21 protein-coding genes are annotated in these 20,623 nt (G+C 40.9%); 20 read left to right on the top strand and 1 reads right to left on the bottom strand.

All coding sequences use genetic code 11. The annotated features are described in order from the left end of the window. Window positions 1–26 precede the first annotated feature (26 nt). The 20 genes from essC to gvpU all read left to right on the top strand — a co-directional run bounded on the left by essC (window position 27) and on the right by gvpU (window position 19,118). A complete protein-coding gene (gene essC / locus ACYH0O_RS24460; protein ID WP_482630680.1) occupies window positions 27–4,493 on the top strand; it encodes a type VII secretion protein EssC in 4,467 nt (1,488 codons plus the stop codon). Further along, window positions 4,490–7,486: a type VII secretion protein EsaA gene (gene esaA / locus ACYH0O_RS24455; RefSeq protein ID WP_482630679.1), complete on the top strand. Its 2,997-nt coding sequence runs from the start codon at window positions 4,490–4,492 to the stop codon at window positions 7,484–7,486. The genes essC and esaA overlap by 4 nt, the downstream gene beginning before the upstream one ends. A gap of 40 nt (window positions 7,487–7,526) precedes the next feature. After that, entirely contained in the window at window positions 7,527–7,952 is a 426-nt protein-coding gene (essA, locus tag ACYH0O_RS24450; protein ID WP_188048409.1) for a type VII secretion protein EssA, read from the top strand. Window positions 7,953–8,478: 526 nt separating this feature from the next. Next, window positions 8,479–9,489 (top strand): NADP-dependent oxidoreductase, encoded by a 1,011-nt coding sequence (locus tag ACYH0O_RS24445; RefSeq protein ID WP_482630678.1) that lies wholly within the window; start codon window positions 8,479–8,481, stop codon window positions 9,487–9,489. 582 nt (window positions 9,490–10,071) lie between these two features. Then, the gene (locus tag ACYH0O_RS24440) at window positions 10,072–11,250 is read left to right on the top strand and encodes a ParM/StbA family protein (protein WP_149154896.1); all 1,179 of its coding nucleotides are present in this window, start codon (window positions 10,072–10,074) and stop codon (window positions 11,248–11,250) included. A 9-nt stretch (window positions 11,251–11,259) separates the two neighbouring features. Further along, window positions 11,260–11,856 carry a hypothetical protein gene (locus ACYH0O_RS24435; RefSeq protein WP_482630677.1) on the top strand — a complete coding sequence of 199 codons (597 nt, stop codon included), beginning with the start codon at window positions 11,260–11,262 and terminating at the stop codon, window positions 11,854–11,856. Between the two features lie 388 nt (window positions 11,857–12,244). Beyond that, entirely contained in the window at window positions 12,245–12,505 is a 261-nt protein-coding gene (gene gvpA / locus ACYH0O_RS24430; RefSeq protein ID WP_060674023.1) for a gas vesicle structural protein GvpA, read from the top strand. A gap of 50 nt (window positions 12,506–12,555) precedes the next feature. Further along, the gene (gvpT, locus tag ACYH0O_RS24425) at window positions 12,556–13,047 is read left to right on the top strand and encodes a GvpT/GvpP family gas vesicle accessory protein (RefSeq protein ID WP_482630676.1); all 492 of its coding nucleotides are present in this window, start codon (window positions 12,556–12,558) and stop codon (window positions 13,045–13,047) included. 36 nt (window positions 13,048–13,083) lie between these two features. Further along, on the top strand, window positions 13,084–13,557 hold the full coding sequence (gene gvpQ, locus ACYH0O_RS24420; RefSeq protein WP_482630675.1) for a gas vesicle protein GvpQ: 474 nt from the start codon (window positions 13,084–13,086) through the stop codon (window positions 13,555–13,557). Window positions 13,558–13,578: 21 nt separating this feature from the next. After that, entirely contained in the window at window positions 13,579–13,839 is a 261-nt protein-coding gene (gene gvpJ / locus ACYH0O_RS24415; RefSeq protein WP_482630674.1) for a gas vesicle protein GvpJ, read from the top strand. A gap of 81 nt (window positions 13,840–13,920) precedes the next feature. Beyond that, a complete protein-coding gene (gene gvpO / locus ACYH0O_RS24410) occupies window positions 13,921–14,187 on the top strand; it encodes a gas vesicle protein GvpO (RefSeq protein WP_149154892.1) in 267 nt (88 codons plus the stop codon). Window positions 14,188–14,215: 28 nt separating this feature from the next. Further along, window positions 14,216–15,139 carry a gas vesicle protein GvpN gene (gene gvpN / locus ACYH0O_RS24405; RefSeq protein ID WP_426892821.1) on the top strand — a complete coding sequence of 308 codons (924 nt, stop codon included), beginning with the start codon at window positions 14,216–14,218 and terminating at the stop codon, window positions 15,137–15,139. Window positions 15,140–15,153: 14 nt separating this feature from the next. Further along, the gene (locus ACYH0O_RS24400; RefSeq protein WP_482632658.1) at window positions 15,154–15,918 is read left to right on the top strand and encodes a GvpL/GvpF family gas vesicle protein; all 765 of its coding nucleotides are present in this window, start codon (window positions 15,154–15,156) and stop codon (window positions 15,916–15,918) included. Continuing rightward, window positions 15,918–16,172 (top strand): gas vesicle protein GvpG, encoded by a 255-nt coding sequence (locus ACYH0O_RS24395; protein ID WP_148970609.1) that lies wholly within the window; start codon window positions 15,918–15,920, stop codon window positions 16,170–16,172. Before ACYH0O_RS24400 ends, ACYH0O_RS24395 begins: the two co-directional genes overlap by 1 nt. A 10-nt stretch (window positions 16,173–16,182) precedes the next feature. Continuing rightward, window positions 16,183–16,989, top strand: a complete 807-nt coding sequence (locus ACYH0O_RS24390; RefSeq protein WP_482630673.1) for a GvpL/GvpF family gas vesicle protein — start codon at window positions 16,183–16,185, stop codon at window positions 16,987–16,989. 23 nt (window positions 16,990–17,012) lie between these two features. Then, complete coding sequence (locus ACYH0O_RS24385) at window positions 17,013–17,288, top strand: gas vesicle protein (RefSeq protein ID WP_044340208.1); 276 nt, start codon at window positions 17,013–17,015, stop codon at window positions 17,286–17,288. Continuing rightward, window positions 17,254–17,538, top strand: a complete 285-nt coding sequence (locus ACYH0O_RS24380; protein WP_148970611.1) for a gas vesicle protein K — start codon at window positions 17,254–17,256, stop codon at window positions 17,536–17,538. The genes ACYH0O_RS24385 and ACYH0O_RS24380 overlap by 35 nt, the downstream gene beginning before the upstream one ends. Before the next feature lie 21 nt (window positions 17,539–17,559). Further along, window positions 17,560–17,889 (top strand): gas vesicle protein, encoded by a 330-nt coding sequence (locus ACYH0O_RS24375; protein ID WP_148996483.1) that lies wholly within the window; start codon window positions 17,560–17,562, stop codon window positions 17,887–17,889. A gap of 15 nt (window positions 17,890–17,904) precedes the next feature. Beyond that, a complete protein-coding gene (gene gvpT / locus ACYH0O_RS24370) occupies window positions 17,905–18,696 on the top strand; it encodes a GvpT/GvpP family gas vesicle accessory protein (protein WP_482630672.1) in 792 nt (263 codons plus the stop codon). Between the two features lie 20 nt (window positions 18,697–18,716). Beyond that, a complete protein-coding gene (gvpU, locus tag ACYH0O_RS24365) occupies window positions 18,717–19,118 on the top strand; it encodes a gas vesicle accessory protein GvpU (RefSeq protein ID WP_482630671.1) in 402 nt (133 codons plus the stop codon). 149 nt (window positions 19,119–19,267) lie between these two features. Here the strand turns inward: gvpU and ACYH0O_RS24360 are convergent, their stop codons facing one another. Next, window positions 19,268–20,623, bottom strand: a complete 1,356-nt coding sequence (locus ACYH0O_RS24360; RefSeq protein WP_149154886.1) for a GntP family permease — start codon at window positions 20,621–20,623, stop codon at window positions 19,268–19,270.

Below are 20,623 nucleotides of genomic sequence, written 5' to 3'. Positions count from 1 at the left end.
AATAAACTAACTGGGGAGGTGAGCATATGTATGCCCTTTGGGTTTTTCACGATCATTACTATCAGTCAATCATGATTGAGGATGAAAATAAAAAAATTACATTAGGTCCACGATTGGAAGATTCAATCACGATTTTATCGTTGCCATCGTCTGCCGAGTCCATTTTAGTAGAGCACTCCGGCGATACTTTCAAGCTATATCAAGACGGGAAAGAAGAAAGGATTCTTAAACCTGGCCGCAAAGAATCTTTGCTTGCAGGTGATAAAGAACTGCACATAATGGTCACCCGTTTACCAATAAAGTCTCAAATCTATTATGTCGGTCATAAAGAAGAAATCAGTATTTCTACTGAACAACCGGACGCAACCATTTATTATGAGAAAAAGGATCTCATTCAAACTTGCCATTGGTATAAAAATGGCGATGATGAATGGGTAATGGGTACTGATGAGGCGTCTTCGCTTTATCTAAACGGACATCTGGTCAAGGGGAAACAAAAGCTTAAGGTTGGAGACATTTTATTTTCTCCTTTTTTAACTATTACCCTATTAGAAGATGATTTAATCGAGATACATAGTATCGATGACTATCAAACTGAATTAATGGCATCTATACGTCCTACATCAGAAATGCAGAAGAAATACCCTAATTATCGCCGAACGCCACGCATGATTTATGATCTTCCTGATGAAAAGGTTCAATTGTCCTTTCCGAGTCAGGAGTCGAGCGATACAAATCGCAGTTTATGGTTGATCATTCTTCCCCCATTGATGATGTTAATCGTCATGGCCATTGTAGCACTCGTGATTCCACGTGGAATTTTCATTATTATCTCAATGGTGATGTTTACAACCACTTTAGTAACGTCAACCGTACAATTTTTTAAAGATAAGAGCAATAGAAAGAAATCCAAGGAACGAAGGAAACGGATCTATACTCATTATTTAGAGAGTAAGAGAAAAGAACTTCAGGAGCTTGCCGAGAAACAGGCAGATGTTCTGCAATTTCACTTTCCTGCTTTTGAAAGAATGAAGTATCTGACAGAGCAGCTTTCCGATCGCCTTTGGGAAAGGACCCTTGAAAGTTCGGACTTCCTCCAGTTTCGGTTAGGAAGTGGAAAGGTACCTGCAAGCTACAGTATTTCAGTGAATTCTTCCGATATGTCAAACCGTGAAATGGATGAGTTATTGGAAGAGTCCCAGAAGTTAGAAAGGGTTTATCGTGAGATTGATCAATTACCCGTAACAGCGGATCTTCATAAAGGGGCAATGGGTTTGATCGGTAAAGAATCCGTCTTTAAAAATGAGATTCACCAGCTGATCGGGCAATTGGCGTTCTTTCATAGTTACCATGATGTCCGGTTTGTCTACATTTTTCATGAGGAAGAGTATCCGGATTGGGAGTGGATGAAGTGGTTACCACACTTTCAATTACCACAGTCCTTTGCTAAAGGGTTCATTTATAACGAGAAAACCAGGGATCAAATTCTTTCTTCCATTTATGAGGTCATTCGAGAAAGAGATATCGAAGAAGACTCAGATAAAGTCCGTTTTTCACCACATTACGTTTTTATCATAACCAACCATCAGCTTATTTCAGACCATGTGATTCTGCAGTATTTAGAAGGGGAATACGCTCATTTAGGAATGTCCGTCATTTTCGCTGCAGAGGCTAAAGAGAGCTTGTCTGACAATATTCACACTCTCGTTCGTTATATCAATGACAAGCAAGGGGACATTCTGATTCAAAATAAAAAAGCAGTTAAGATTCCATTCGAAATGGATGAATACAAGCATGAGGGCAATGAGCAGTATGCAAGGACATTGAGGACTCTTAATCATCAAATCGGAATGACAAACTCCATCCCTTCAAGTGTTTCTTTTCTGGACATGCTTAGGGTGAGGGATGTTGATCAGCTTCCTATTCAAGAGAACTGGCTATCCAGAGAATCAGCTAAATCCTTAGCTGTTCCCGTTGGTCTGAAAGGAAAAGAAGATCTTGTCGAGCTGAATTTGCATGAGAAGGCACATGGACCCCATGGATTACTTGCAGGAACAACCGGTTCAGGAAAGAGTGAATTTTTACAAACGTATATTCTTTCTTTAGCGGTTCATTTCCATCCTCACGAAGTAGCATTTCTATTAATCGATTACAAGGGTGGAGGAATGGCCCAGCCCTTCAAGAATATCCCGCATTTATTAGGGACAATAACCAATATTGAAGGAAGTAAGAACTTCAGTACTAGGGCACTCGCTTCGATCAAGAGTGAATTGAAACGCAGGCAGCGCTTATTTGATCGTTACGAAGTGAATCATATCAATGACTATACACGCCTTTTCAAGCAAGGCAAAACGGAAGAACCCCTTCCTCATTTATTCTTAATATCAGATGAGTTTGCTGAACTTAAGAGTGAAGAGCCGGAATTCATTAAAGAACTTGTAAGTGCAGCCCGTATCGGTCGTAGCCTGGGGGTTCATCTTATCCTTGCTACTCAGAAGCCTGGAGGAGTCATCGATAACCAGATATGGAGTAATGCCCGCTTCCGCGTCGCTCTTAAAGTGCAGAATACGGAAGACAGCCGTGAAATCCTAAAAAATGGGGACGCAGCCTCGCTGACAGTAACAGGAAGAGGGTATTTACAGGTCGGAAATAATGAGGTGTATGACCTGTTTCAATCCGCATGGAGTGGAGCCCCTTATCAGGAGGAATCCTTCGAATCAGAGGATGAAGTGGCGATTATCACGGACCTGGGACTGATTCCTTTGTCTGAAGTATCGACTAATCCAAGCAATCAAAAGGAAATGGTCAGTGAAATTGATGCTGTCGTCGATCGAATTGAAGCTTTACAGGAACAAATGAAGTTAGAAAAGCTTTCCAGCCCATGGCTTCCTCCTCTTTCAAATCGTATCTACCGTACATCATTTGCACAGAGAGAAGAGAATAAGATTTTACTTTCCATGATTGATGAACCAGAGAAACAGAGTCAGACCCCGTACCATTATGAAGTGATTCAGGATGGGAATGTCGGAGTCTTTGGTTCTTCAGGATATGGAAAGACTCAAACGCTAATCACCTTATTGATGGGGATGGCCACTCAGTTTACACCTGAGGAAGTTCATTATTATCTTCTTGATTTTGGGAACGGTGGCTTACTGCCTTTAAAGCAGCTGCCGCACACTGCAGACTATTTCCTCATCGATGAAGAAAGAAAGATCGAGAAATTCATCGGCATATTGGATGATGAATTAGCCCGCAGAAAGCAGCTCTTCCAAAAGCAGGAAGTGAGCTCGATTAAAATGTATAACACCATAAGTGAAGAAAAACTGCCTCTTCTATTTGTAACAATTGACAATTTTGATTTGGTTAAAGAAGAGATGCAAGAGCTTGAAACGCAAATTAATCAATTTGCAAGGGATGGTCAGTCACTGGGAGTGTATATGTATTTTACAGCTACCCGGGTAAATTCAGTCCGTCAGTCGCTAATGAATAATTTAAAGACAAAAATCGTTCACTATCTGATGGACAGCTCAGAGGCTTATACGATGCTTGGGCGATTACCATTCACCCCTGAAGCCATTCCAGGTAGAGCGATTGTTAAGAAAGATACAGCTTTCTTTTCTCAAGTATTCCTTCCAACAGAAGGGAAGGACGATTATGAGCAGATGAATCTCCTAAAGGATGAAATTCAGTTATTGAAAGAAAAGTATAAGGGATTAATGTCTCCTGATCCGGTGCCTATGCTCCCGACAGAGTTGACGATGGTCAACTTTACTCAATATACAGATTCAGGCAGGAAAGAAGGGCTGCTTCCGGTCGGCTTAGACGAAGAATTAGTTAAGCCGGTATACGTAAACTTTAAAAAGACGAAGCATTGTCTCGTATTGGGACAGGCACAAAAAGGAAAAACAAACGTCCTGAAGGTTTTAGCCAATACGGCGTTATTGCAGGATAGTGAGCATATAGCGATATTCGACTCCATTGACAGGGGACTTTCAAATTTAATGAAAGAAGAAAAAGTAGTCTATATGGAGAACAAAGAACATATCACTATGTGGCTTAATAGAGTTGAAGAATTATTTAGTTTAAGAGAAGAGCAATATAATCTGTCTATACAAAAGGGGAGTGCACTTCCATCCTTCTCACCTGTCATCCTCATTGTAGATGGATATGCAAGGTTTCTGCAGAATCTGGATGCACTGCTTCAAGACAGAATTGTTAAATGTATGAAAAATTATAGTCACTTAGGGTTCTGCATGATTGTTTCAGGAAACAACAGTGAATTAACAAAAGGCTACGACACTTTGACAGTCGAAATGAAGCAGGTTCGTCAGGCTCTTGTCTTGATGAAGAAATCTGAACAAACCTTGTTCACGCTCAGCTATGATCGAAGAGAACCAGAAATCCAACCAGGATTTGGTTATTTTGTAGAAAACGGTAAAGAAACTAAAATTCAAATACCACTTATGGTAACGGAAAGGAAAGTACACGCATGACAGAGAAAGTAAGCCTATTTAAACTCTTATTAGCGGTCATGATGATTCTTGCCACTCCACTTCTTTTCTTCCGGTCAGTTGGGGAAAATCCTCTGAAAGTGAAAGAAAACGCTACTCAGTCCATCGCCATTGTGAACGAAGATGCCGGAACAGAATTGGATGGAGAGACGTTGGCATTTGGAGGGGATGTTACGTCCATTCTAGAGGATCAATCATCCTTTGAATGGACAGTTGTAGGTAGAAGTGCAGGAGAAAACGGTCTTCAAAGCTCTAAATATGATGCCGTTGTGTATATACCTTCGGACTTCTCTGACAAAGTGATGACATATGATGAGGAAAGACCAGTAAAAACAAATCTGAACTATAAAGTTCAAACGCAACTGAATGCTGTAAACAAAGAAAAAGTCCTTTTAGAGATTGAAAAGGCTACTAGAAGAGTGAATAACAAGATGTCCTCACTCTATTGGAATTATGTATCGGCAGACATGGAGAATATCCGTGCCGAATTCGATGAAATCCTACAAAAAGAGCGGGCTTTCCAAGAAACGATGCTGTCATTCTATAAACCAAGCTCGAAAGATTTGGCCGGCCAAATCCAACAACAGACCTCGATGCTGTCTAACCTGCAAAACTCGATTCAGCAGGCAGACAGCCGTTCACCACAGCAGCAAAACACGCTGTCATCGTTTGAACAAAGCCTTTCCAGCTTTGTTGAATATGTCAATCAGTATAGAGAATATCAGGATAATCAAAAGCAATTACTCGCGGATATTCAATCCGAATCGGTTGAAATGATCAACGCGTCAACTGAAAACCAGCAGCCAAGATATTTGAAAGCAAAATCGCTATTCTCTGAACAAAGTGAATCCCTTGCTGCAGGAATGAACCAATTAAATAGTAATATGGAAACGAACCAGACGGTGTTTACAGATTTACAAGAACGCAGGTTTGAAGAAGTAGGGAGGCAGGTAGAAGATTTTTACTCATACCAGGAACGGGTGTTGAACTTCTATCAGCAATTGCAGGACACCACGACTTTAAATAACCTGCAAGGAAATATTTTTGAACTTAACAATAAGCTGGCTGAAGGTGACGGAGAGATTTTTAATCCACCCGCTCCTCCTGAAATTCCTGAGCAACTAAAAGACGGAGAGGAACCTGACCCTCAACAGGTCATCATTTCCTCCCAAGAAGGTGAGCCCGGGCCAGGGGAACCAAGCGATCCTCCTCCTGCACCACCGAATTTAGATCCGGAAATAAGTGAACTGACAGCCATTTCAACAGAAATCGATGCGTTGAAAGATACACTGACCAATTTAACGGAACCAACACCTGAAGCTATAACCGAGGCAGTGAATAATATTCAAACAATCAATGATCGCATCCTGCAGGTTCGAACGCAGCTGCAAGGAAAAAATAATAGTTCAGAAAACCCTCTGCAGGCAGAAGTGGATAGACTGTTGGGAGAAGTTTCAAGACTTCTTGAAGATAATCAGACCTTAATCGATAAAATCGATGAACTGACGAAGCAAGTTGAAACTCTTACAACTGAAAATCAAGAACTTAAAGATCAGGTTACGACATTGACTGAAACGAATGAAGCTCTGATTAACCAATTGGAGATGTTCTCTGACAATATTTCGAATATCGTTGCCGAAATCGAGGATAAAGAAACCTCCATCCTGAACTCAGCCGCTTTATCTGAAAATAGAAGAAACACTCTTTATGGTTATTTTTCTCGCGGGATTAATAACTATAAGCTTATGGATCTTCTACAATATTACTCTTACCTGGATCGTTATGAAGCGACTCTTAACGGTATGTTAACGGAAAATGGAGTAAAAGCGACCGTTCTTCAGGATGAAGAACTGAAAAATGAGATTAATGAGATTCTGAAAGTAAGTCAGTCTGAACAAGCGGAGTGGGAGCAGTTAAATACAGGGCTGCCGAATACAGAGGATGCTCTTAACACGCTTCAAGACTCATTTACCGTGTTTGCAGCAGAATACAACCAAACTCTTGATGACCAGCAATCTCAGCTTACAGAGAGCCTGAATGCGATCAATCAAGAAGCTACTAACGTATTAAATCGTATACTACAGCCGGATCAAGCGGCTCCAACTCCGGTATCAGGGGCAACAGGGCCAGATTTAGTAGGGAACCAGAAGCAAATTGGAAATGAAATTAAGTCTATCCATTCCTTCCTGGATACAGTGAGTGAAAGCCAAAATACAATTGTGTCCTATACAAATGAGCTTCAATCGAATGTATCCAATGTTCAAAGCGATGCGGATACACTGAATAATAAGTGGGCGACAAATGTAGCCTCCACTCAATTAATTCGCGATGATGTATTTAGTGTTTTAGGGAACGCGTTCGTTGATGGACAATCCAATGGGTATGTGTATGATTTCTTGACGAATCCTCTTAATGTAAATGGAGATGTCCCGGAAGAAAAGAAAGCAAGTGCCCTGCCACCTGTTGTGATTTTGTTTATTATCTTGTTGTCCAGTTTACTTATCGGATACACAAGCTATTACTTCCAAAATGCTCCCCTTTGGATACAAGGGGTGATATTCCTACTATTAAATCTCATTGTAGGATTTGTTATTAGCCTTTATGGATTGGACATTTATCCGCTAGTTGAATCCCGTTCAGTTGAATGGACGATCTTTACCATCCTCCTTCTATTAGCAGGATCAGGATTAATCCGTGTTGCCTTTGTCACGCACCGGTTATTGGGCTGGTTTGTCTCTGTAGGACTGGTAGCACTGTTCGTGACCCCATTATTGGCATTAACAACACCTAATTTTACATTTAAAGACCCGATGTCGACCGTTTACATGTCGATACAATATGGATCAGACTCTTTATTTAATCAAGCTGTCATTGTACTGGGTTTGATCGTTATCGGGTTAACCATCGTGCAGGTGTTCTTAGACAAACGCTCTAATAGAACATCTGATGAGGGTACGGAAGCGTATGAGGGGTAAAATACTGATTCAATTGATTCTAATAGGGGGCATAGTCAGCATGTTTGTTCCCCCTATTTCGGCCAATACAAACATTAATGATTTAATCCCTAATGACTATCAAAACAATGATTTCAAAAAGAATCCTGACCTCATCCATGACCAGACGCTCACAAATGAAAAGATAAAAATCCCGGAAGAACAAAAAAGCTTAACATTTGAAGGGATTTCCAGTAACAAATTGAATGAGCTCACTGATAAGTTATTTAAAAGTGAAGAAAAAGATACAAATACTATAAAAGCAAAAGCAGAAAACCTGAAACTGTTTAGTCAATCCGAATCGGCAAGATTAGGGAGTATTGAGGAAAGAAGTCAGAATGGTTCTTCCCTTCCTATATTGATTGCTGTGTTAGTAGGGATTTGTGTGTTACTTCTCATCACTGTTATTGTCATTTGGAGTCGATCGGCTCAAGGAAGCAAAGGTTGAAAAAATAATAAAGAGGAACCCGTTTTAGTGCGGGTTCCTCTTCCTCTTTTCCCTTCTCACCTTACTCACCAACGCATGGTTCTTCCCCTCTGTATCCTGAAAAAACACCATCCATGTTTCCATATCATCCATCTTAGTCACAATATGAGGTCTATCCACAAAATCTATCTCCAGACCCTTTATTGAGGCTCATCGATCTAATGGAATAGGGACCATCATTGACAAGGAGATAGCGTCCTACTTCAACGCTGAAGTAGCCTCTGTTTGTCTTGTGAAATGCTTTTCCATTTGTGAAGATCTTAATGGAGAGCGGTCCTTCCCCGTCCCAATGAAATTGGTTACTCTTAGCCTGTAGGATATAGTTAAAAGAGTGGGTTTGTTTCATACATTTTCTCCAAATCGATTGTATTGACTATTAAATAATGGAATCTGCTTTCTATGCAAGTTCATTGACGGAAGGGAAACATTTATAGATAATACGTTTATATGATTAAACGTTTAAACTTTAATGACAAGGATGATCTATATGAAAGCAATGACCATAAAACAATATGGGAAAACTATTCCTATAGAGCTTACGGACCTTCCGATTCCAGGCATAGGAGAACAGGATGTTTTAGTGGAAATTCACGCAGCGAGCATCAACCCGATTGATTTCAAGATAAGGGACGGCAAGGTGAAAATGCTGTTGAACTACAAGATGCCATTGGTGTTGGGGAATGACTTTTCCGGTAAGGTGATTCAAACAGGTTCCAAGGTGAGTAAGTTTCAAATCGGGGATGAAGTGTACGGCAGGCCACGCAAGAACCGGATCGGTACGTTCGCTGAGTACCTTTCTGTCCATGAAGAAGATGTTGCATTGAAACCGGAAAACCTTACGTTTGAGGAAGCGGCGTCCCTCCCTCTGGTGGGTTTAACCACATGGCAGGCATTCCATGAAATACTTCAGCTGAAACCGGACCAGAAAATCCTTATCCATGCCGGAGCGGGGGGAGTCGGGACTTTTGCCATTCAGCTTGCAAAGGAAATGGGTGTGTTTGTGGCCACCACCGCAAGTGAAAAGGGGTTTGATTTAGTTTCCTCTCTCGGAGCAGATAGAGTGATAAACTATAAGGAAGAGCAATTTGAGGAGATTCTAAACGAATATGATGCTGTGTTTGATACGTTAGGCGGTGATTCCCTCAATCGTTCGTTCCGTATACTCAAGCCTCATGGGAAAATCGTGTCTGTTTCTGCAGTGCCAAACCGCAGATTTGCCATAGAAAACAATCTTGGGTTCATAAAACGTCTCTTATTTTCTGTAGTTAGCAGAAATATAAGTGCTCTCGAAAAGAAGTTTAACGTAGACTATCACTTCTTATTCATGAAGCCCAGCGGGGAACAGCTGACGAAAATCAAACATCTTGTCGAAAAAGGGAGTATTCGCCCAGTGATAGACAGGGTGTACTCCATTGAAGAGGCTCAGGAAGCCGTTCAGTACGTCGAAACGGGCAGAGCCAAGGGTAAGGTAGTCATACAGGTGAAGAAGCCAAAATAACGCAATCTAACGAAATGAGACCTATGAGAGACTTCGGCATGTTGAATGTCGAGGTTTTTTCGATTCTTGTTATCTATTCCTTTTAACGAGTGGTTAGGCGTGTATTCCTTTTTTACACATATTAGTTGTTCAATTCATTTGACAATTTTTATCCTCTTTCGTACTGATCATTGTTATTTTCATATTTACAATTAGATATTTCTTTTTAGCTACATATCATTTATCACCATTTTCAACGAAAAAAGGTAGATTCCTAGTTTCATAAGTAGTAGAATGAGCGCAATTTCAAGTAAAAATATGTAAAAATACTAAAGTTTACAATAATGTATACTTGTAAACAAAAACGTATACAAATGTGTACAATAATGTATACATGTACACAAACAAGTACACGTGTTGGTGTATAAGGATGTGTACAAAAAGCGTACACAACGATACAAAAATGTATACAACTCCCCTCTTTCTTGACATCAACATTCGATAGAAAAGTAGGATTGACCGGAGAAGAGAAATTGTATACTCTGAGAGTAAGAGTTGAAATTTTTTGACAAATAATTACTCATGAATGAAAGGATGATTTTAATGACGAATTCACGAATTGCAGCCATTGACGTTGGTAATGATTCTCTTAAAGGTATATTTGGTAAGATGGACGGTGAGGTGAATATTCCGAACGTCATCGCAAGGGATATTGAAGATCGTCCAATTATCGGCATCGAGGAACTGGATACACAAGACCCACTAGACGGCATACATATCCGTGTCCACTCCCCTACTCTGAAAGATAACAATGCGATTTATCGTGTCGGGAATCTGGCGACGAAGAGCAATAACTCTACTGAACTGGATCCGGGAAGCAGCAAATCGGAAGAAGATCAAACACTGATCATGCTGTTTGCTTCTATTGCTCTTGATGCAGCACGCAACGACTCTGATTTCAAAAAGAATAATAAGGTAATAGAAGCAAACTATACATTGGGTACGGGTCTTCCCCTTCGCGAAGTGAAGGAAGGGAAAGATGTCGGGTACCGTTCAAGATTATTAGGTTCCGTACACCAAGTTGAGTTCCTGGTAACCCCCCGCTATCAAGGGATCAAAGTGAATATTAAATTTGATGAAGTAAAGGTATACCCTGAAGGCTTCGCAGCATTCATCAACCTTGTAATGGATAACAATTTGAACATCATAAATAAAGACCTTATTGATAAGCGTATCTTAATTCAAGATATCGGTGGGTTATCGACGGATATCGCGGTCATTAAGGATCGAAAAGTAGACGATGATAAAGCCCAAGGATTTAACCTTGGAGTTTCTGAATCTCTTGAATGGATCCGTGAGGAAATCCGCTCAAGACATGGTATTGAGCTCGACAGCCGCCGTGATGTGGTCGAAATCATCACGAAGAAAAATGATCGCAATCATATTATGGTCAAAGGAAGTCGTACAAGCGTACACGACATCGTTGACCGTATTATGCTTGAACTTGCTAAAAAACAATACCGTCACCTGCGCAATATGTGGCAAAAGAATTCTCAAACGGAAATCTGCTACTTCATTGGTGGGGGATCAAGCGTCCTGAAAGAGTATATCAAGACGCTAAATAACAATCTTGATGGGTATAATATCGACTTCTTTGAAGATGAGAAGGAAAGCATTTGGATGATGGCCAATGCTTATTACAAGCTGATTGCTGACTTCTCAAGAAAGACCCAAAAACAACAAACCCAGAAAGAAGAACAAAAATTAGCGAAAACCAAATAGGGTGATGGTATGAATGGAAAAGGGATGTCGAGGGGACAACCGATTACGTTTCGAATTCCTTCTGATACACCTGATCATGTATTAAAGCATTTACAAAAGCTAAAGGAAACGGAAAAACGAAATTTCTCCAGCAAAATTGCAGAGCTAGTTTTAAGTGGAGTAAATGATACGATTTCCAAGCAGAGAGAAGCCATTACGATTCCCCTTCCGAAGGGATTGGATAAATCCCAGCGTGACTGGTTGAAGCATGAACACTCAGAAGCGCTGTTGGGGAGTATCGTGTACCAACTGCTTTCAAACCCGGTTCGTACAGCCTCTCTTCTAGCTTCCTTAAGCAGCAATTCGTTGGATATCGATGAAGCGCTCTATCTTCAGGAAGAATCTGCAGCAAGTCACGATTCATCAAGAGAGTGGTCCCTTGATCAAGTGATGGATGATGCACCGGAAGAAGATGTAATGGATGAGCGTTCTTACTCTACTGACGAAGAATTGGACAACTTTGACTGGGACAGTGCCATGAAGCCCCAGGAAACCATTGAAGAAGAACCTAAAGAAGAAACGATGGAAGATCTCTTAGGCGATTTTCTTTCTCAAATGAATAAATAGGAAAAGAACCAGAAGCAAAGCTGAAAAGCGTGATGCTTCTGGTTCTTTTTTTTTGAAAAAGGTCTTTCATGAGAATTATTTACTCCCTTCCCTCGATAAAAATCACATTCTTCCTTCAATTTCAACCCAATTTCACCTTTAGAAACTGTAATCAATTTGTCTTATTTGAATTATTTTTTCTCCAGAAAACCTTACAAGCCAGATAACTGTAGGAGAGAAATGTTACAAGGTGAAAAAAACGCACTGAAACATGTATAAAAAATGGTAGTTTACTTCAAATAATTTCCACCTCCTGGTTTAGCCTCGGTGGAAATCGAGGTAAACACCGATTAAACCGAATATAACTTGCAGCTAGTCATTGGCTACATCAATTAAGAGGAGAGATTCGATGAGTATTCAAAAAAGTAACGATAGCTCAAGTCTCGCAGAAGTAATTGATAGAATCCTGGATAAAGGAATAGTCATTGATGCTTTTGCCAGAGTTTCCTTAGTGGGAATAGAAATTCTTACAATAGAAGCGCGAGTCGTCATTGCAAGTGTAGATACATGGTTACGATATGCAGAGGCAGTTGGGCTCCTAAGAGACGAAGTTCAAGAAGAAGGTTTAGCGAAACAGGAAAATGAAAGAGGAACAGCGTTTAGCATTTAAACAAGTAATTTAAATATAGTTTTACTATTTTGGTAGAAAAGAGGATGAATATGGCAGAAACAAAAAGCGGTCGACAAGTAGATGAAGCGAAAAGCACTGAAGAAACCGAAGAGAAAAAAGCTGAAAACAGACAATCCATGAATTATGCGATTATCGGTGGAGTAGTCGGAGCTGGTATCGGATTACTTTCAAATCCAGGTACAGGTAAGAAAGTAGTGGACAGTTTAGGGAAATCAGAAGTGATGAAAGCTGCAAGTAAAGAGTTGCGAAGATCAGCACAGGAATTCCTGACAGAGCAAGCCATTATTACCTTGAGACAATCGGCTACCGGATATATGAGCAAGCTGGAAGGTGGCTTGCGGGCACCAAAGAAGAAAAAAGAAGAAACATCGGAAAACACTGATGCAAAGGCAGATAGCAGCGAGAAGTCTTCCAATCAATCAGAGGAATTAGAAGAAATCAAAGAGGAAAACAAGAATTTGAATGAACGTCTAGAACGAATCGAAGAGATGCTTAACAGCCTGGTGGAATCCAAGAAATAATGATTCAGCCTCTCAAATCCCTAAAGGGGGCATTACATGAGTAAGCCGATGAAAAAAGCAGTTGGCAAGATGGCTAAAAAAGCATACGATCACGCTCCAGAGCCCGTAAAAGAGAAAGTGAAAGATACGATAAAAGAGAAAGCGAAAGAAACATTTGTGAACAGTGTAGAAGGCGGTATTCAATCAAAAGCAGGCGAAGCATCAGAGAAGTTAGAGAAGGCAAAAGAGAAAAATGCGGATAACGTTCATACCAAGGCTGAAGAAGCAAAGGAAAAAGTACAGGATGTCCTGCTTTCCGTTCGAGAAAAGTTAGGAAATGCCAAAGAAGCAGGAGAAGAATTTCAAAAGAAAATCTCTTCATCAAATGGTGAACAAACAAAAATTAGTGGCGCAGGAAATGTTAAAGGAGCAAGTGACATCAAGAGCTCCTTTAACATAAAGAGTTCTACTGAAATAAAAAGTTCAGAAAATATTAAATCATCAAAAGATATTAAGACTATCTGTTCATAAGCACCGGAAGGAGAATAACAATTGGCTATTCAAAAAAGTAATAATAGTTCAAGTTTAGCAGAAGTAATTGACCGAATTCTTGACAAAGGTATTGTCATAGATGCATTTGCAAGAGTATCTGTCGTTGGAATTGAAATTTTAACGGTGGAAGCAAGGGTCGTCATTGCCAGCGTAGATACATGGTTGCGTTATGCAGAAGCAGTGGGCCTACTACGAGATGATGTCGAAGAAAACGGTCTTGCTACACAGCGGAATGAAAGAAGCTCCCAGTTCAGCATTTAAATGGAGTGATAGCAAAAGAATATGTGTTTGAAGGGGGCCATTATTGGCACCCTCCCCCTTCATCTACAGTAGGAGGCGACTATGGTAATCAAAGAAATCATGAATAATGTGACGGATTTCTTCAATGAACATGTAGCTCCAGTCCATAAGATTACGTCCGTGGAATTGACAGAAGACGAAGGATGGAAGCTGCAAGTTGAGGTAATTGAAGAAAAAGAATATATGAAGAAATATGCTAAAGACGAAATGCTGGGAACATATGATGTTCTTCTTAATAAAGAAAAGGAAGTCACATCATTTAAACGACGGGATATCCGTTACAGAAGTGCCATCGGACAGGAAATGTAGTGGATGAGCGAGTAGGAGGGAATTGTAAGTGACGGTCTTAACAAAACGGATCAAAAAGGATAGCAGGGCATTAATACAAGACGATGAAACGAAAGAATTGCTTTCGCGCTCATTGCAATACCTTAAAGCTGGATATCCTGTACATTTTACAGGTCCTTCCGGAGCCGGAAAAACGTCTCTTGCACTCGCACTAGCAAAGAAGAGAAAAAGACCGGTGATGCTCATGCACGGAAATCATGAACTGAATAATAAAGACTTAATCGGTGATTTCACAGGTTATACGAGTAAAAAAGTGGTCGATCAATATGTTCGATCTGTTTACAAAAAGGATGAAAGTGTCACCGAGACATGGAGAGACGGACGTTTACTGGAAGCAGTAAAGAATGGCTATACCCTTGTATACGATGAATTTACAAGATCACAGCCGACAACGAATAATATTTTTCTATCCATTTTAGAAGAAGGAATCATTCCTTTATATGGATCAAAGCTAACGGAACCTTTTATTCGTGTACACCCTGAATTTGCAATCATATTTACTAGTAATCCTGCAGAATATGCAGGGGTTTATCAAACACAGGATGCTCTCCTGGATCGGTTAATTACCATTAGCGTAGATTACAAGGGAGCAGAACAAGAGGCAATGATTGTATCGGAAAAAGCAAACTTGGTTATGAGTGAAGCAAGAGCGATTACAACACTTGTCTCTACATTACGTGATCAATGTACCAACCAAATGAACGGACCGAGCTTGCGTGCTTCCTTAATGATCGCGCGGCTCGCTATTGAATCAGACATCCCCATAGACGGTAAGGATTCAGACTTTCAACGTCTATGTATTGATATAGTAGCACACAGTGTAAGTCGATGTATCGACGGAGAAAACCCACAAGAAATAGCAGAACAATTGATTATAGATGCATGCAAACGTATGAAGATATCTGAGGAATAAAGGAGAGTTTCATGATGAGCCAGGAAGAAATGGGAATTTATATATTTTGTGCCATTCAAACAGATGAAGACGATCAATTTGGTTCCATTGAAGTTGAAGGCGAGGAACGCGAGACGTTCACGATCAGATATAAGGACGCCGCTATGGTAGCAGCAGAAGTACCGATGAAAATCTATCATCCTAAGAAGCAGAATTTACTCATGCACCAAGGTGCCGTATCACGGGTGATGGATCAAAAAGTTACGGTCATCCCAATCAGCTTCGGGAATGTCTTTAAATCAAGAGCCGATGTGCAGGCTCTTCTAGAAAACCTCTATCCTCAGTTCGAAACCCTTTTCCCGGCAATTAAAGGGAAAATCGAGCTGGGCTTAAAGGTTATCGGTAAAAAGGAATGGCTGGAAGCGATGGTTAAAGAAAACCCGCAAGTAGAAAAAATGGCATCAGCCGTTAAAGGGAAATCTGAATCTGCCGCGTATTATGACCGCATTCAGCTTGGAGGAATGGCTCAGAAGCTATTTACTTCCCTTCGAAATGAGGTGAAGCAGGAAGTCTATGTCCCCCTTGAGGAAACAGCCGTATCAGCAAAGGCAAATGACCCTTCAAGTGAGAAAATGCTTCTCAACGCTTCATTCTTAATTGATCGGGACCAGGAAGAAGTCTTCGATCAAAAGGTGAACGAAGCCCATGAAAAGTGGAAGGATAAGGTCGAATTTAACTACACTGGCCCATGGCCGGCTTACAATTTTGTCAATATACGCTTGAAGGTTGAGGAAGGCTAATGATTCATAAATTGGTGAGTGCACCAATTAATTTAGTCATTAAAGTCGGCGAAAAGATTAAAGAAGAAGCAGACAAAGAATTATACGACCTTCCTACCATTCAACAAAAGTTGATTCAGCTTCAAATGATGTATGAATTAGGTGAAATTCCTGAGGAAGCATTCCAGGAAAAAGAAGATGAGTTACTAGCACGATATGAAATTGCGAAACAGATGGAAATGGAGCAATGGGAAGAACTAACGAAAAAGAAATAAGGGTGATCAGATGAGCGATTTACTTTATTTATACGGCTTAATCCCAACAAAAGAAGCAAACGAAAAAGCACTTCCCTCCATAAAAGGATTCGATGGAGAAGGTGAACTATATACGATTGAAATCGGCGAAGTGACAGCAATTGTCTGTGATCTGCCACCGGATGAATACTCAGAAGAAACCATTAAGGACAAAGTCGATAACGACATGGACTGGCTTCAGGAAAAGGCGTTTCATCATCACGAAACCGTACTGATGGTTTCAAAGATGTATACCATCATTCCCCTGAAGTTCTGTACATTGTACCAGAACGAGGATAGCCTTAAGTCCACGATTGAAGGCAGTCGAAACAAGCTGAAAACGACCTTTACACAGCTGGATGGCAATGAAGAGTGGAACGTCAAAATCTACTGTGACGATAAGCTGCTGAAGAAGCAGGTAAGCGAAAGTAACCCGTCTATCGAAGCCAAAAGAAAAGAAATCAGTGAATTACCAAAGGGCAGGCAGTTCTTTGAAAAGAAAAAAATCGATCAGCTGATTGATCGGGAACTTGAAAACGAAAAGAATCGACTCTGTGAAGAGGTTTATGAAAAACTGAAGGAACATTCCCTCCATGGAAATATCAAAAAAAATTGGAGTAAGGATGTAACAGGCAGACAAGAACATATGGCTTGGAATAGTGTGTTTCTCCTTCCAGTATCCAATGTTGATGAATTTGTAGAGGAAATTAAGCAATACGAAGATGAACTGGGACACGCAGGTTGGAAAATTGAAGCATCCGGCCCTTGGCCACCTTATCATTTTTCTAGTTTTTCTTAATTACAAAATAAGGAATGAGAAATATGACAGTAAGAGAATCGATAGAGAACAAAGATATTGCACTTATAGATATATTAGATGTCATTCTCGATAAAGGTGTGGCGATAAAGGGAGATTTGATTATATCCATTGCAGGTGTCGATCTCGTGTATCTGGATTTGAGAGTGCTGATTTCCTCAGTTGAGACATTGGTTCAACACAAGCAAGGAACGCGTAAAACGGTAACGTCCGATCAATTCGATAAAGAAAGGGAGGGATTGATTCATGCCACAGGCCAGCGGGACAAATGGGCGAATTAATTTCGACCCGGAAAAAGCAGAACAAGGCTTAGCGCAACTTGTATTGACCGTTGTAGAACTATTAAGGCAAATTGTCGAAAGACATGCAATGCGGCGTGTTGAAGGCGGTACTTTAACGGATGAACAAGTGGAGAATCTGGGCATTGCCCTTATGAATCTCGAAGAAAAAATGGAAGAGTTAAAAGAGGTATTTGGTCTTGATGCAGAAGACTTGAATATAGACCTTGGTCCTTTAGGGAGCTTAATGTAAGGCCGATTAGGAGGTTACATGATGGGAATGGAGCATCCGGTACAATCCAACACAATAGTGGATGTATTAGAAAAGATATTAGATAAAGGTGTGGTCGTAGCAGGAGATATTACGGTGGGAATTGCCGATGTCGAACTGCTTACGATTAAAATCCGCTTAATCGTTGCTTCCGTAGATAAAGCAAAAGAAATAGGCATGGACTGGTGGGAAAATGACCCTTACTTAAGCTCCAAAGCCGCAGATAACAACACGAAAGCACTTGAAGAGGAAAATAAGAAATTACAGGAACGATTGGAATCGCTTGAGAAGAAACTGGATACGAACCGTCTGAACCAGGCGGAAACAAATTAATTGGAGGTTTTACCGATGGCAGAAAAAAATACACAAAACACGACAGTTGAGAATGAAGGACAAGAAAAGAATTCAACAAACGAGTACAAAACAAGAAGAAGCGGCCCTATTAAGAGAACCGTAGCTGGAAGTCTGTTGGGAGCAACTGTAGGATATCTGGCAACACCTGAAAATGGAAAAAAACTTTTAGATCGGATCGATCAAGAGAAAATCAAAAGCAAAAGCCTGGACTTCGGGAAAGCAGCAAAAGAAAGATCCAGAAAAGCTGCTGTGTCACTAAAATCATCAACAGCCAATCTGTTTAAGCGTGATAAAGATGAGGAAGCATCTGAAGACACGGAGACGGCCGTAAATTCAGCTGAAACGAACAGTTCTGAAGAAGAGTCGAACCAGGACTATGACGCCCTTAAACAAGAAAATGAGGAACTTCAGAACCGCTTGCAGCAATTAGAAGAGAAAATGAATCAAATTGCCGCGACTCGTGAAGATGGAAATGATGACGAGGATGAAGAAGAAACCACTTCTGGAAAGAAAGCTTCTAAAAAGTCTAAAGAAGAAGCGACAGATGAAGAAGATGACGATGAAGAAGACGAAGACACTAATGAAGATGAAAACGAAGAAGAAGATGATGATAGCGACGATGAGGAAGAAGCTTCAAGCAAGAAGAAATCAAACGGTAAGTCAGGTTCAAAGGGTAAGAAACGTTCTACCCGCAAGACAAGCGCTAAAAGTAAAAAATCTGCTAAAAAAGATGATGATAAAGAAGAAGATACAACACTCTCTACCGAAGACGATACAGTAGCTTAACGTAAAAAGGAGATGTGAAAATGAGTTTAGATTCAGGTACAGGGAAGGATAGCATCTTAGAATTTTTTGTACAAGCATCAAACAAGCATGACTTTTCATTAGACATCACGTTAAACGTCAAAGGAGCCGTCATAACAGGTACTCTCGTTTCTGCAAAGGAATACTTCGACTCATTAAGTGAAACCTTTGAGGATGGCAGTGAAGTGGCCCAACAGCTGAGTGAGGAGCTGGCCAAGGCCGGCGAGTCAGTAGATGAAAACCAGAGCGCTGAAGCCCATTTCATTCATTTGAAGAACACCAAGGTGTACTGTGGCGACAGTAAGCCAACCCCTTCCAAAGGGAAAATCATGTGGCGTGGGAAAATAAGCGAGGTTGACGGTTTTTTCTTGGGGAAGATTGCAGAATCGAAGAGTAGTAATTAATATAAGTCTAAAAAGCAACTGAGCTCTAGTTCAGTTGCTTTTTTCGATTTGTAATGATAGAAATAATTATTTCCCGGGGAGGAACTGACTTTTTTCGACAAAAAACTCCATTCCAATAAATTGGAATGGAGTAGATGTGATTGACCTAGTTACACAAGGATGACCCATAGCAATAAAGTGAATACAAGAGCCGTTAAACCCTGAACCAGCGTAGCTGCAGTTTGCGCCTTATAAGCATCTGTGACTTTCATTCCGCTGAATTGGGTTACAACCCAGAAATAACTGTCATTGACATGACTGACTGTCATAGCCCCTGCACCAATGGCCATAACGACTAAAGCAAGAGGCACGGCTCCATCAATCCCCATTTGTGGAAGTAATGGAGCTATCAGGGATGAAGTAATGACAAGTGCAGCGGTAGAAGATCCCTGAGCCGATTTTAATAGAGCTGCAACAATAAATGGAATGAGCAAGACCAGTGCACCGGAAAGTAATCCCCCGTCGGCGATTCCTTGAATCAATTCAGCAACGGGAGTCGCCTTGATAACGGAACCGAATGCTCCTCCTGCGCCTGTGATCAATAGAATATTGGTTGCGTCTTTCATACCTTGAGTTACCCAGCCATTCAGGGTTTCTTCATTCCATTTCGGCATGAGGGCAAACGCAGACAGGACACCTATAAGCAAAGCAACAACAGGGGAACCGATGAATAAGAGAACATCCGCTGCTCCGCCTTTCCATTGAAAGAAGCTGACGACTGATCCTGCACCAATCAATAGGATGGGAAGTACAATCGGAGCAAAGGATTTGAACGTTGAAGGAAGTTCCCCAAAGGATTTGACAATCTCATCATAATCCAGATCCAGTTCTTCTTCACCTTCGATTTCAATTTTACTTGCGACCTTAATGGCCCAAAGATAACCTGCTAGAATCGTAGGAATGGCTACAATCAACCCGATTAAAATAATGGTTCCTAAGTAGTCGCTGGCACCGATGTTTCCAGCTGCGGCAATAGGACCTGGAGTGGGCGGTACCAGAGTATGGGTGGCATATAACCCTGTTGCCAGTGCAACAGACATGGAAGCTAAGGCTACTTTTGCACGCTTTGCCAAGGCTTTTTTTAAGCTTGAGAGAATGACGTATCCGGAGTCGCAGAAGACAGGGATACTCACAATGGCACCGATTAGGGACATGGCCAGTTGAGGTCTCTTTTCTCCCACTAAACGCAGAACCACTTCTGCCATTCTGAGAGCGGCACCTGATTTCTCTAGAATCGTCCCGATAATGGTACCGGCAACGATGACGATACCAATATACCCCATTAACCCTCCAAACCCACCGTTGACTGCTTCTACGACGGTATTCAGTGGTAAGCCTGCAAATATACCAACCAAGAACGCGGCAAACAATAACGATAGAAAAGGCTGAAGCTTCAATTTTGCCGTTGTGAAAATGATAAATCCTACCCCTAATACAATGACCGTAAATAACCAGATTCCTGACAT

This window comes from Rossellomorea sp. H136 (assembly GCF_056838065.1).
The sequence above is the reverse complement of the archived record's forward strand: the minus strand, read 5'-3'. Positions and strand labels throughout refer to the sequence as shown.

Bases quoted from the DNA above. Each gene is read 5' to 3' on its own strand.
- essC (WP_482630680.1), top strand. From the start codon at position 27: ATGTATGCCCTTTGGGTTTTTCACGATCATTACTATCAGTCAATCATG.
- esaA (WP_482630679.1), top strand. From the start codon at position 4,490: ATGACAGAGAAAGTAAGCCTATTTAAACTCTTATTAGCGGTCATGATG.
- essA (WP_188048409.1), top strand. From the start codon at position 7,527: ATGTTTGTTCCCCCTATTTCGGCCAATACAAACATTAATGATTTAATC.
- ACYH0O_RS24445 (WP_482630678.1), top strand. From the start codon at position 8,479: ATGAAAGCAATGACCATAAAACAATATGGGAAAACTATTCCTATAGAG.
- ACYH0O_RS24440 (WP_149154896.1), top strand. From the start codon at position 10,072: ATGACGAATTCACGAATTGCAGCCATTGACGTTGGTAATGATTCTCTT.
- ACYH0O_RS24435 (WP_482630677.1), top strand. From the start codon at position 11,260: ATGAATGGAAAAGGGATGTCGAGGGGACAACCGATTACGTTTCGAATT.
- gvpA (WP_060674023.1), top strand. From the start codon at position 12,245: ATGAGTATTCAAAAAAGTAACGATAGCTCAAGTCTCGCAGAAGTAATT.
- gvpT (WP_482630676.1), top strand. From the start codon at position 12,556: ATGGCAGAAACAAAAAGCGGTCGACAAGTAGATGAAGCGAAAAGCACT.
- gvpQ (WP_482630675.1), top strand. From the start codon at position 13,084: ATGAGTAAGCCGATGAAAAAAGCAGTTGGCAAGATGGCTAAAAAAGCA.
- gvpO (WP_149154892.1), top strand. From the start codon at position 13,921: ATGGTAATCAAAGAAATCATGAATAATGTGACGGATTTCTTCAATGAA.
- ACYH0O_RS24400 (WP_482632658.1), top strand. From the start codon at position 15,154: ATGAGCCAGGAAGAAATGGGAATTTATATATTTTGTGCCATTCAAACA.
- ACYH0O_RS24395 (WP_148970609.1), top strand. From the start codon at position 15,918: ATGATTCATAAATTGGTGAGTGCACCAATTAATTTAGTCATTAAAGTC.
- ACYH0O_RS24390 (WP_482630673.1), top strand. From the start codon at position 16,183: ATGAGCGATTTACTTTATTTATACGGCTTAATCCCAACAAAAGAAGCA.
- ACYH0O_RS24385 (WP_044340208.1), top strand. From the start codon at position 17,013: ATGACAGTAAGAGAATCGATAGAGAACAAAGATATTGCACTTATAGAT.
- ACYH0O_RS24380 (WP_148970611.1), top strand. From the start codon at position 17,254: ATGCCACAGGCCAGCGGGACAAATGGGCGAATTAATTTCGACCCGGAA.
- ACYH0O_RS24375 (WP_148996483.1), top strand. From the start codon at position 17,560: ATGGGAATGGAGCATCCGGTACAATCCAACACAATAGTGGATGTATTA.
- gvpT (WP_482630672.1), top strand. From the start codon at position 17,905: ATGGCAGAAAAAAATACACAAAACACGACAGTTGAGAATGAAGGACAA.
- gvpU (WP_482630671.1), top strand. From the start codon at position 18,717: ATGAGTTTAGATTCAGGTACAGGGAAGGATAGCATCTTAGAATTTTTT.
- ACYH0O_RS24360 (WP_149154886.1), bottom strand. From the start codon at position 20,623: ATGTCAGGAATCTGGTTATTTACGGTCATTGTATTAGGGGTAGGATTT.